Raw genomic sequence first — 11253 nt, forward strand, 5'->3', positions numbered from 1 at the left:
GCCACAGTTCACTATCGCTCAGGCGGCGCCGTTATTAACCCCCCCTTTAGTCGTGGACCGAAAGACTCGTTGCGTTTCGTCTACATGGTCTAGTCTCTCCACCAATGTCGACTTTCGGTCGGTAAACCTGCCTGTAAGGAAGGCCAAAACATGCAGGGTTGTAGCGGACAAGTGGCTCCTGCCTCCCAGGACTTGTACCCGAGGAAGTTCAATTTCAAGAGAGATTTATGCCTCCAGCCGACGTAAAAACTGCAGCGTTTTTGGCCCAGAAGCCTGGCCATGGTATGCCTGACCAGGCTTTGCTCAGACGATTTGAAATAGCTTCGATATGGCTGTGCAGTGCGGCGATTGTGGTGGGCCTTTTGGCATTGATGGGCTATTTACTGGACGTTTCCGGCCTCATACGTTTGGGCGCAGGGCTTCAGGGAATGTCGCCTCTTACTGCGATCGGCTTGATCTGCGTGGCTTCAGCCAATCTGCTGGTGCATAAATCAAAATGGCTGATGTGGAGCTGCCTGGTTGTAACCTTCACCATTACCACTGTGGTCCTGATGAGTCATGTGCTCATCGGCCGGGACGTGGTCAGCCCATCGACCGCCGCCCTGTTGTTCCCCCAGCGCTCAGCGCCTGTTGGCCTCACCTCGATCGCCACGGCGACATGCCTGACGTTACTGGCGTTGTCACAGACGATGCGTGCAATCGGCAAGCACAACATCAGTGAATGGCTGGCGGCCGCTACGCTGGTTATTGCCGGGCTGGGAACCCTGGGTTATGTCTACGGCGTCAAAGATCTTTACTCACTCTATCCCTTCAACACCATGGCCCTGCATACGGCCCTCGCCCTGCTTTGCCTGGCCGGGGCTACATTACTGACACAGTCCAGGGGCTGGATGGCAATAGTCGTTTCGGCCAGAAGACCCGGTTCAGTCACCCGACGGCAACTGACACTGACCGCGATGTTGCCGGTCACCGGCTGGTTGCTGATCTATGCGGTCAATACCCAACTCATAGGGGCCGCGACCGCGATCGCCCTGGTGGTCGTTCTGATGTTTCTTCCATTGGTCGCGCTAATCATCAGGGACGGCGTCATACTTGCTCGGCTGGACGACGAACAGCGTATCAACCAACGTCTGGAAGGCGATATTCGGGCAGCGTTAGAACTTGAATTACATGAAAAGCGCCAGGCTCTGCAAAATGAAACCCAGCAGCGCAGAAACGCTGAAGATGCGATGTACCGTGCCCAGCGCCTTGAAGCCATCGGCCAACTAACGGGCGGGATAGCGCATGACTTCAATAATCTGTTGATGGCCGTGTCCGGCAACCTTGAGTTTGTCCAGCGTAAACTGCCAGCCGATTCTCCAGCGCTCAAAAATCTGTCCAGAGCGGCTCAGGCAACGGAAAAAGGGATCAGGCTGACGGCCCAATTACTCGCCTTTTCCAGAACCCAGCGCCTTGATGTAAGAGCGGTTGGGCTCAATGAAATCATCAAGGCGTCAAAGGAACTGCTCGGCAATGCCCTCGGCCCCCGGATTGATGTAGAAATCACGCTGGCTGATGAGGAGATCTGGATACAGACAGATCCCCTGCAATTTGAATTGGCCATCGTCAACCTTGCATTGAATGCACGGGATGCCATGCCAGACGGTGGGAAATTTTCCATCAGTGTCGGCAACGTCTCGCAGGTCGAATCGACGGTGGAGGTGGTGGTCACTGATACCGGTATCGGAATGACTCCGGAAGTCGCTGGAAAGGCCGGTGAGCCGTTTTTTACGACGAAAGAACATGGTAAAGGCAGCGGCCTGGGGTTGGCGCAGGCTTATGGTCTTTGTCGCCAGAGCGGTGGAGATCTGCGCATTATCAGTGCGGTCGGCAGAGGCACTACGGTCGTACTGTCCATGCCAAAAGCAGAGGCTGGCGCGGCCCAACCCGTGGGCGCAGATGAACCGCAACCCGGCAGTGCGATGGCGGTTCCCCTGCCGGGGCAAGCTATCCTGGTCGTCGACGATGACGATAATGTCCGCAGCGTAATAACCGAATCACTCAAGTCGCATGGGCATACGGTTTATGAAGCCGCCAATGCCGCTGCCGCATTAACCATCCTGGAATCCCATAGCTGCGCCATCGCCGTCATGGATTTCCTGATGCCGGGCATGAACGGAGCCGACCTCGCCAGAAAAGCCCGAACGATCCAGCGCGAGTTGCCGATCATCTTTGTCAGCGGCTTCTCGGATACCCTGGCCCTGGACTCTATCTTCAACGCCGTTGTCCTGCGCAAGCCTTTCGAACTCGAACGGCTGCATGAGGCGATTGGCAAGCTGATCAAGCTTGATGAGCCTTCCGTCAGGAGTGAACTCCTTTAGGAGTCAAGCAGCCCTCACACCACAAACCGGCTTACCAACTGATTGAGATTGACCGCCAGCTTCGACATCTCGCTGCAAGCCACGGCGGTCTGGCTCGCCCCCGCTGAACTCTGCGCCGCCAGTTCGCGAATGCTGATCAGGTTGCGGTCGACCTCATGGGCCACATGGGCCTGCTCTTCGGACGCGGCGGCGATGAGGATATTGCGTTCGTTGATCTGGCTGATGCCCATGGCAATCTGATCCAGCGAGCTGCTGGCTTGCTGCGCGACATCGAGGGATTCGGTCGCCAGTTCCTTGCTGGTATTCATCGATTGCACGGCCTGTTCTGACTCGCCCTGAATGGCCGTGATCATCTGCTCGATTTCTTGCGTCGACTGCTGGGTGCGGTGGGCCAGCGCCCTCACCTCGTCCGCAACCACGGCAAAGCCTCGCCCCTGCTCACCGGCGCGTGCGGCTTCAATGGCTGCGTTGAGCGCCAGGAGATTGGTCTGTTCGGCGATGGCGCGAATGACCTCGACCACCTTATTGATGCTCTGTGCCCGGTTCGACAGGCCTTGAATCTGGTCGCTGGTGTTTTCCACGTTGCCGCTCAGCTTTTGAATCGACTTCAAGGTCTGGGCCACACGATCCAGGCCGACTTCAGTGAATCCATGGGTGCGTTTTGACTCTTCAGAGGCCGATTCGGCGTTACGGGCGACTTCGTCCACCGCAGCGCTCATCTCGGTGACCGCCGTAGCGGCCTGATTGACTTCATCGTTCTGCGCCACCAGACCGCGGCTGGACTCTTCTGTGACTGCGGTCATTTCTTCTGCCGCCGAAGCCAGTTGAGTGGAAGATTCGGATATTTCCAGGATGGTGGCGCGCAGGTTCTCTTGCATTTGGGCAAGCGCCTTGAGCAGCCGCCCCGCTTCATCGGTTCCGCTTACCAGAACCTCTCGGGACAGATCGCTACCGGCAATGCGCTCGGCAACGGACAAGGCATCGCCAATGGGCGACGTGATGCTTCTGGTCAGCATGATTGCCAGGCCGATGGTCAGCAGCACGACCCCGGCAATCAGGCCGACAACCAGCCAGAGTCCCTGGGAATAAAGACTGGCGGCGTTGTCGCCTGCTGCCGCCGCGCCCAGGTTATTGGCGTCGGTCAGCTCTTTGATCTGCCCTTCCATCTTCGACGTTATGGGCCGGATACCGTTGACGTTCAGGTTACCTATCGCGGCCAGATCCCCGCTCTTCATGAGCGGCCCAAGCAGATCCAGCTGACTGGAATAGGCCTCGGCCGAGGTCTTGACCGCCTGATAAAGCGTGCGTTCCTGATCGCTTGTGATGAAGGGCTCATAGTTAGCCACGGCATCCGAGAATGCCTTGCGAAAGCCCGGGAAGGTCTCGATGGTCTTTTGCATGTCCTCGCGTCCGGCGATGGCCCGCTGGACTTCAAGCCTGAGTCGCATCACCCCGGCGTTCATCAGTGCGGTTTGCCGCACGCTGGGCATCCAGTTGGTTTCGACCTCCTTTTCCGCTTCGCGCAGATGGCGCATCTGCACTACCGCAACGACGCCAAGCACAAAAACCAGGGCAATGATCAGCGTAAAGAACAGCGCTGCACGTGGGGCTACGTTGAGATTTCTAAGGCGCATACGGGCTCCTGACTTCCATGGAAAAGGTAGACCTGTAAAAGAACTATCGACGCGTAATCCAAATCTTTAAGCAGCGTAGGCGGATTTTCTTCGATGTGCCTGGCGGCAGCCGACTGGTTGGCGGGAGTAGACGCTGTGGTGGCAGTTACAGCGTCTGGCGAGCGGGAATCAGATAACGATGTAGTCGTTGCGCTGAACCACACCGCTGTGCTCGCCTTCGACCAGATGGATATAACGACCGTCTACCAGGTCGATCGGCAGGCAGTCATCAATATCCATCACCGCATCGGTATGAGGCTTGCTCCATTGCGCAAGCATCCGCTGCTTGCCTTTGGATTTGGCTTCGTTCTTGTCTTTCGCCACGACCAGAAGATAGTGATGCGCTTCGCCAAAGGCCTGAGGGTCATAGCCGCCCAGATTGATGAAATACAAACGCGGCGACCCTGGCCGGGGAGCCAGCAGGCTGATTTCCACCTTGAAGTTCTCCACTCCATCGACGGCCATCCAGGCGTCGATATGCAGCCCCGCAGGCTTGCCGAACCAGCTCTGGCGCAGTTGCGGATAGGCTGCCTCCAGACTTGTGGCAACAACGAAGGCGACATCATGAACTTCAATCGCAGCCTTGGGATGTTTGCCGCCCAGCATCACAACAAAAAGCATGGTATTCCCTTGGCCAGGTGTTACGCGTAAATACGGTACAACTATTGAAGCCGGCTGTTGGAGCGGCGCACGATCTTGATCGAGTGCTTGAGGTTGGGCTTGCGTGTCACGCTGATCGGTCGTTGCGTGACGGTATCGATGGTGATGTTCCAGAACCCGGTGCTGGGCACCACGATTTTTGCCGGAAACTTGTCGAACGCTCCGCCGTGATAACTATGACGTCCGCCATTCTTGAAGCTGCGAAAGTTGGCGTCGTTCATGAGTCGAATATTGCAGGTGTTCGAGCACTCGATGACGACGATATCGTCTTCGTTCAGGTGCTCTCGCTGGTGAATGAACTTCATGGAGGTCTCGGCTTATATATCGCTGACGGGCAAGGATATCACGACGATTTCACGCCCTGCGGCATAGGCCTGATTCCATGACACTTACTCCAGACGAAACGCCATCACACTGTCCCCCAGCGTCACCCCCATGGCGCCGTGACCACCGGCAGCAATCACCACATACTGCTTGCCGTCCCGGCCTATATACGTGGAAGGCGTGGCCTGCCCGCCTGCAGGCAATTCAGTCTGCCAAAGCAGCTCGCCCGTATTGACGTTGTAGGCGCGAAAAAAGTTATCGGCGGTCGAACCGTGGAAAACCACCCCGCCTGCTGTAATCAACGGCCCGCCGTGGGCCACCATGCCTACTGGTAGAGCAATGGGAAAACCGCCCGGCAGAAAACTGGTCTTCAGGTTTTTGGTGGTGCCGATACGGCGCAGCCACTGGGTCTTTCCGCTGTTCAGGTCAACGCCGACCATGGTACCCCAGGGCGGCGCGATGCAGGGGATATCCAGTGCGGAGACGAACTGCTTGATCCGGATTGCGTAGTCGCCCTCGAAGTTTTCGTTCCAGTACGGTTTGCCTTCTTCGGTAAACAAGCGCTGCTCGGCATTGGCAGCGCTACGTTTGAACAAGGTGTAACGGTAGGCCAGGCGTACCGGAGCGGCGATCAGCAACTGCCGTTGCGGGTCAACCGCCACAGATCCCCAGTTGAATACGCCGATATTGCCCGGAAATACCAGGGTTCCCGACTCGGTGCCGGGCGTCCACGGATTGCCGTCATAGCGCAACTTGCGGTAGCTGATGCGGCAGGACATCTGATCGAAAGGCGTCAGCCCCCACATGGCTTTTTCGCTGAGCGGTTCTGGGATGAAGTTGAGCCGGGATACCGGTTGACTGCTGGCAAAATGTTCACCGGCCACGCCGCCCTGGGTCGAAACCTTGACCTGGTCCACCGGAATAATCGGTTTACCGGTTAGTCGGTTGAGCACGAAAATATTGCCGGTCTTGGTCGGCAATACCACCGCCGGTTGCTTGCGGCCCTCCTCGCCCAGATCGATCAGCGACGGCTGCGCGGGATTATCGCGATCCCACAGGTCGTTGTATGAGGTCTGGAATTTCCACTTGAAAGCACCGGTTTGCAGATCCAGGGCGACCAATGTGTCGCGGAACTTCTCGGTGTTACTGTCAGGGTCACGGTTGCGCCCCAGCTCATCCGGCGAGGCGTTGCCAAAAGGTATGTAGACCAGACTATTGCCCATGTCGGCGCTGAGGGTGCCCCAGGCTACGGGCGTGTCCTGGGCGTAGTCCTGATCAGCAACAATGGGTTGAGTGTTCTGCGGTTGGGCCGGATCGAAGTTCCACACCAACCTGCCGCTGAGCACGTCGTAGGCCCTGATCACCCCGGACGGGTTGCCCGCGTTGTAACCGTTGTCCATCACCGACCCGCCGACAATGATCAGCTTGCCTGCTACCAGGGGGGCGGCCGTCTGCATCAGGGCATGGGGACGGATCTTGCCCATATTGGCGCTCAGGTCGAGGATCCCGTTCTCTGCGAAATCTTCGCAGGGCTTGCCGGTGTCGGCGTCCAGCTCAATTAGTTTGGCGTCTGCGGTAGCAGTAATGATCCTTTTCGCACACTGCGCCGTTGCAGCCTGGCTGTCAGGTGCCGCGTAGTAGCTGACGCCCCGGCAGGTCTGGTGCTGCTGAAGATAGGAGCGAATTTTCTGCGGCGTGTACTTCCAGTTCAGGTGACCGGTCTGTGGGTCGAGGGCGTGCACTTCGTTATGCGCGGTGCAGAGGTAGAGCTGGTTATTGACCTTCAGCGGCGTCGCTTCAAAGGTATATTCGCCGGCATCCTTGTCCGGATCGCGCAGATCGCCGGTGTGATATTCCCAGGCGAGCTTGAGGTTTTTCACGTTGCCCAGGGCAATCTGATCGAGTCTGGAGAAGCGTTGGCCGTCGTTACTGCCGCCGTAAGCGGCCCAATCGTCCCCTGCTCCACCGGCCACCCCGGCAGACGGCGGATTGCTGATTGTGCCCAGCTGCGGATAGGGGTCGTAGAACAGCAGGCCAGCCACCAACGCCATCATCAGCAACACGGTGCCGCCGAGAAACGGATGAAAGCCCCGTCCGTTTACCGTCAGCCGACGTACCACCGGCGGCAACGCCAGCCACAATCCCAGCAGGGCGAACACATCACCGCGCGGGATCCACTGCCACTTATCGAAGCCGACCTCGCCAACGATCCACGCCAGAATCGCCCACATCAACAGGGCGTAAAACGTCAGCGCTGCCCTCTTCCTGAGGAACAACAACGCCGCGGTCATCAGCACGCCTGTACCGATCAGGGCATAGGCTGGAGTGCCGCCAACGGCCAGCAGTCCGCAGCCCATATACATAACAGCAACAGCCAATATCGCCATGACGATACTTGTGAACTTCAACACCATGAAGCGCCCGCCCTATTGGAAAACTCCTACGCTGATGGCTCTGACCTCCGAGGACTCAGGGCGTTGCAATGGCGCAAGGCGAGTAGAATCGCCGCCACATACTTCCAGACCAGGAAAACCCATGGAAAACACAACGGCAATCAAGATCACCATTGAAGAATGGGACGGTGACGGTGCGATCCGCATACCGGATCAGGCGCTACAGGAGTTGGGGGTCGACGTCGGCGATTCGTTGTTCCTCATTGAGGAATACGTGGGCACGCAGCGCTGCCTGGTTCTGTCAAAGACTCCGAGGGTGCCTGATCGCATCGATGAACTGGTGTCTGCCTTCGACGAAAAAGGTAATCCTCAAACCTGAGACAGGATGCACTCGAGCAATCCCGGAAAACGCTCATTGAGCTCTTCGGTTCGCAACGAGTTCATGTGTGTGGTCCCGACATTGCGGGCCTGCACCAGCCCCGCTTCGCGCAAGACCCGGAAGTGGTGGGAAACACTGGACTTGGGGCGACCGCCATCCAGTTCGCCGCAGGATGCCTCGACGACGCGCGACAGACAACGGACGATGTCCAGGCGCACAGGGTCGCTCAGGGCGTAAAGCACACGCTCGAGGACGAAGTCGGATGGGGGTGGATGTTTGAAGGCTCGCATGGGGTCAGATAATAACGGGGGGCTTCAATTTACGCCATAGTTCGAATACTATCGAACAAACGAATTACCATCCCCTCAGGAATCTACCCATGTCAGCACTGTTCGAGCCGTTCACCCTCAAGGACGTCACCCTGCGCAATCGCATCGCGATTCCACCCATGTGTCAGTACATGGCCGACAACGGCATCATCAACGATTGGCACCATGTGCATCTGGCCAGTATGGCCCGGGGCGGCGCAGGGCTGGTGGTGGTTGAGGCAACCGCCGTGGCACCTGAAGGCCGTATCACCCCTGGCTGCGCCGGCATCTGGAGCGATGCCCATGCCCAGGCGTTTATCCCGGCGGTGCAGGCGATCAAGGCGGCCGGTGCCGTGCCGGGCATTCAGATCGCCCACGCCGGGCGTAAGGCCAGCTCCAATCGGCCCTGGGAAGGTGACGATCATATCGCCGAGTCCGACGCCAATGGCTGGCAGACCATCGGCGCTTCCCCTATCGCCTTCGGTGCTCACCTGCCAAAAGTGCCTCGGGAAATGACCCTGGACGACATCGCCCGGGTCCGCCAGGACTTCGTCGATGCCGCGCGTCGTGCCCGTGAAGCCGGTTTTGAATGGATCGAACTACACTTCGCCCATGGTTACCTGGCCCAGAGTTTCTTCTCCGAGCACTCCAACCAGCGTACCGATGCCTACGGCGGCAGCTTCGACAACCGCAGCCGTTTCCTCCTCGAAACCCTGGCCGCTGTACGTGAAGTGTGGCCGGAAAACCTGCCGCTTACCGCACGTTTCGGCGTTCTTGAGTATGACGGTCGTGACGAGCAGACCCTGACCGAGTCGATTGAACTGGCGCGGCGCTTCAAGGCCGGTGGTCTCGACCTGCTCAGCGTCAGTGTCGGTTTCACCATCCCGGAAACCAACATCCCGTGGGGCCCCGCGTTCATGGGCCCGATCGCTGAGCGTGTGCGCCGTGAAGCCGGCCTGCCGGTGACCTCCGCCTGGGGCTTTGGTACTCCGCAACTGGCCCATGAAGCCATTGCCAATGGTCAGCTGGATCTGGTTTCCGTGGGTCGCGCCCATCTGGCCGATCCGCACTGGGCATACTTTGCCGCCAAGGAACTGGGTGTCGACAAGGCTTCCTGGACCCTTCCCGCGCCTTACGCGCACTGGCTCGAACGCTACCGCTGAGTGGTTCGCCGGATGCCGCCGCCAGGGCGGCATCTTCGGCCCAAGCCGCTTCAATGAGGGACCCGCGCCGGGAACTCTCCCGCAAAAGGCTGTTCTAGACGCCTTCACCGTCGATTGTTAGGATCGGCGGTTTTCCCATATTCAATGGAGCAAGCCATGTCCATCCAGCAAACACACGGGCATGTCCTGCCCGCGCGTGCCGCCGCCAAAATGGAAGCGGCCATGGCCGTGGGCAGCTTCGCCATCGGTACCGGCGAATTCGCCATCATGGGCCTGATGCCCGACATCGCCAGCAACCTGCACCTGAGCGAACCCCAGGTCGGCCATGCCATCAGTGCCTACGCCCTTGGGGTGATGGTTGGTGCGCCGCTGCTGGCCATTCTCGGCGCCAGGTTGCTGCGTAAACACATGCTCCTGTTGCTGATGCTGCTCTACGCCTTGGGCAACCTAGCCACGGCTTTTACCCCGACTTTTGGCAGCCTGATTGCCTTTCGTTTTATCAGCGGCCTGCCCCATGGGGCCTATTTCGGCATCGCTGCGGTGGTCGCCTCAAGCATGGTGCCGACCGACCAGCGTGCCGGTGCCGTGGCGCGAGTGATGATGGGCCTGACCCTGGCGATGCTGCTAGGCAACCCTGTCGCGACGTTCCTCGGCCAGTTTTTCGGCTGGCGCTCGGCATTCCTGCTGGTGGGGCTGATTGCCGTCTGCACCATCGCCCTGGTCTGGCGTTTCGTGCCCGATCGTCATGATGAACCGCGCAGCGACCCACGCAAGGAGCTGCGCGCCTTTACCAAGCCTCAGGTGTGGATGGCCCTGTCCATCGGTGCCATCGGCTTTGCCGGGATGTTCTGTGTCTTCAGTTACCTGGCCCCGACCATGCTCGACGTGACCCGCGTCAGCCCGCAGATGATCCCTTTTGGCCTGGCAGCTTTCGGCATCGGTGGCATCACCGGCAATATCATCGGTGGCAAGCTATTCGACCGCATGCAGTTCCGCGCGGTGGGCCTGATTCTGGTGTGGTCGACAGCGGTGCTGCTGTTCTTCACCTTCGCTGCCGGTGCATTGTGGAGCGTGATGCTCGCCATCGGTCTGGTCGGAACCATGGTCGCCCTGGCAGCCCCCTTGCAGATCCGCCTGATGGATATCGCCCACGAAGCGCCAAGCCTGGCGGCGGCGTCCAATCATGCGGCGTTCAACCTGGCCAATGCCCTGGGTCCCTGGTTCGGCGGGATGGCGATCACTGCCGGACTGGGCTGGACCAGTACCGGTTATATCGGTGCGGCGACGGCACTGGTCGGGCTAGGGCTTTATCTGCTGGCGCGACGGATGAAGGGTGGGGATTGAGGCATTCGTACCTCATAAGTCGACACCCCGGCAGACACAGCGCTGGATGGCCTGGACCATGTAAACGCTGACCGAGCGTTGGGAGATACCCAACTCTTCAGCGATCTGCGGATAAGTCAGGCCATTGACCCGGGACAGCAAAAAGGTGGCCTTGACCTTGGCGGGCAGCCCATCGAGGAGTCTTTCAATCGCGGCCAGGGTCTGGAGCATCTGGGCCAGATCCTGAGGCGACGTCACCTCGGCGTCTTCTTCGTGTTGTAAAGCCTGCAGATAAGCCCGTTCCAGGTCCCGGCGGCGCCACAGTTCATAGATAAGGCGCCGGGAGATGGTCGTAAGCAAAGCCCGGGGCTGATGGATCGGCAGTATTTCAGGGCGCGAAAGCAACTGGATGAAAGCATCGGCAGCCACGTCTTCGGCGCTGATACCTTCGTGCAGAGAGTGGCGCAAGCGGTTGCACAGCCAGTTGTAATGACTGTTGAACAAACCGCCCACGTATTCAGTGTGAGTTGCATAGGTGCCGGACATGAAGGCTCCTGAAAATGGGGTGTGCTGTATGTCCGGTGTTCCGGTGGCGTGATGCTAGCAAGGAAGACTTATTCTTTATAATATTTAAAACGAATTTTTATATTCCTTAATTGAATTAATGTTT

Annotated in this window: 10 protein-coding genes; 4 read left to right on the forward strand and 6 right to left on the reverse strand. The window is 58.7% G+C overall.

What is annotated here, in order from left to right; translation table 11 throughout:
* Positions 1-227 precede the first annotated feature (227 nt).
* Positions 228-2360: an ATP-binding protein gene (locus tag M2401_RS13665; protein WP_259103512.1), complete on the forward strand. Its 2133-nt coding sequence runs from the start codon at positions 228-230 to the stop codon at positions 2358-2360.
* 14 nt (positions 2361-2374) lie between these two features.
* On the opposite strand, the gene M2401_RS13670 is transcribed toward M2401_RS13665, so the two are convergent.
* The 4 genes from M2401_RS13670 to M2401_RS13685 form a co-directional block, all read right to left on the reverse strand.
* Complete coding sequence (locus M2401_RS13670; protein ID WP_259103515.1) at positions 2375-3994, reverse strand: methyl-accepting chemotaxis protein; 1620 nt, start codon at positions 3992-3994, stop codon at positions 2375-2377.
* A 168-nt stretch (positions 3995-4162) separates the two neighbouring features.
* Positions 4163-4654, reverse strand: a complete 492-nt coding sequence (locus tag M2401_RS13675; RefSeq protein ID WP_259103521.1) for a DUF1543 domain-containing protein — start codon at positions 4652-4654, stop codon at positions 4163-4165.
* Between the two features lie 41 nt (positions 4655-4695).
* Positions 4696-4998, reverse strand: coding sequence for a DUF1883 domain-containing protein (locus M2401_RS13680; RefSeq protein ID WP_259103523.1), 303 nt, complete (start codon positions 4996-4998; stop codon positions 4696-4698).
* Positions 4999-5082: 84 nt separating this feature from the next.
* Entirely contained in the window at positions 5083-7431 is a 2349-nt protein-coding gene (locus M2401_RS13685; protein WP_259103524.1) for a membrane-bound PQQ-dependent dehydrogenase, glucose/quinate/shikimate family, read from the reverse strand.
* Positions 7432-7552: 121 nt separating this feature from the next.
* Between M2401_RS13685 and M2401_RS13690 the strand changes: the two genes are divergently transcribed.
* Positions 7553-7789 carry an AbrB/MazE/SpoVT family DNA-binding domain-containing protein gene (locus tag M2401_RS13690; protein ID WP_259103526.1) on the forward strand — a complete coding sequence of 79 codons (237 nt, stop codon included), beginning with the start codon at positions 7553-7555 and terminating at the stop codon, positions 7787-7789.
* Here the strand turns inward: M2401_RS13690 and M2401_RS13695 are convergent.
* Positions 7780-8079 carry a helix-turn-helix transcriptional regulator gene (locus M2401_RS13695; protein WP_259103527.1) on the reverse strand — a complete coding sequence of 100 codons (300 nt, stop codon included), beginning with the start codon at positions 8077-8079 and terminating at the stop codon, positions 7780-7782. The two genes, M2401_RS13690 and M2401_RS13695, sit on opposite strands and share 10 nt — an antisense overlap.
* Before the next feature lie 89 nt (positions 8080-8168).
* On the opposite strand from M2401_RS13695, the gene M2401_RS13700 reads away from it, so the two are divergent.
* Positions 8169-9260, forward strand: coding sequence for an NADH:flavin oxidoreductase/NADH oxidase (locus M2401_RS13700; RefSeq protein ID WP_259103529.1), 1092 nt, complete (start codon positions 8169-8171; stop codon positions 9258-9260).
* A 156-nt stretch (positions 9261-9416) separates the two neighbouring features.
* A complete protein-coding gene (locus M2401_RS13705) occupies positions 9417-10604 on the forward strand; it encodes an MFS transporter (protein WP_259103530.1) in 1188 nt (395 codons plus the stop codon).
* 12 nt (positions 10605-10616) lie between these two features.
* Here the strand turns inward: M2401_RS13705 and M2401_RS13710 are convergent, their stop codons facing one another.
* A complete protein-coding gene (locus M2401_RS13710; protein WP_259103534.1) occupies positions 10617-11129 on the reverse strand; it encodes a sigma-70 family RNA polymerase sigma factor in 513 nt (170 codons plus the stop codon).
* Positions 11130-11253 lie beyond the last annotated feature (124 nt).

It is taken from the genome of Pseudomonas sp. JUb42, from assembly GCF_024807945.1.
Classification (GTDB): domain Bacteria; phylum Pseudomonadota; class Gammaproteobacteria; order Pseudomonadales; family Pseudomonadaceae; genus Aquipseudomonas.

What these genes read in the sequence shown, in the direction of transcription:
- M2401_RS13665 (WP_259103512.1), top strand. Translation starts at nt 228, where the DNA reads ATGCCTCCAGCCGACGTAAAAACTGCAGCGTTTTTGGCCCAGAAGCCT.
- M2401_RS13670 (WP_259103515.1), bottom strand. Translation starts at nt 3,994, where the DNA reads ATGCGCCTTAGAAATCTCAACGTAGCCCCACGTGCAGCGCTGTTCTTT.
- M2401_RS13675 (WP_259103521.1), bottom strand. Translation starts at nt 4,654, where the DNA reads ATGCTTTTTGTTGTGATGCTGGGCGGCAAACATCCCAAGGCTGCGATT.
- M2401_RS13680 (WP_259103523.1), bottom strand. Translation starts at nt 4,998, where the DNA reads ATGAAGTTCATTCACCAGCGAGAGCACCTGAACGAAGACGATATCGTC.
- M2401_RS13685 (WP_259103524.1), bottom strand. Translation starts at nt 7,431, where the DNA reads ATGGTGTTGAAGTTCACAAGTATCGTCATGGCGATATTGGCTGTTGCT.
- M2401_RS13690 (WP_259103526.1), top strand. Translation starts at nt 7,553, where the DNA reads ATGGAAAACACAACGGCAATCAAGATCACCATTGAAGAATGGGACGGT.
- M2401_RS13695 (WP_259103527.1), bottom strand. Translation starts at nt 8,079, where the DNA reads ATGCGAGCCTTCAAACATCCACCCCCATCCGACTTCGTCCTCGAGCGT.
- M2401_RS13700 (WP_259103529.1), top strand. Translation starts at nt 8,169, where the DNA reads ATGTCAGCACTGTTCGAGCCGTTCACCCTCAAGGACGTCACCCTGCGC.
- M2401_RS13705 (WP_259103530.1), top strand. Translation starts at nt 9,417, where the DNA reads ATGTCCATCCAGCAAACACACGGGCATGTCCTGCCCGCGCGTGCCGCC.
- M2401_RS13710 (WP_259103534.1), bottom strand. Translation starts at nt 11,129, where the DNA reads ATGTCCGGCACCTATGCAACTCACACTGAATACGTGGGCGGTTTGTTC.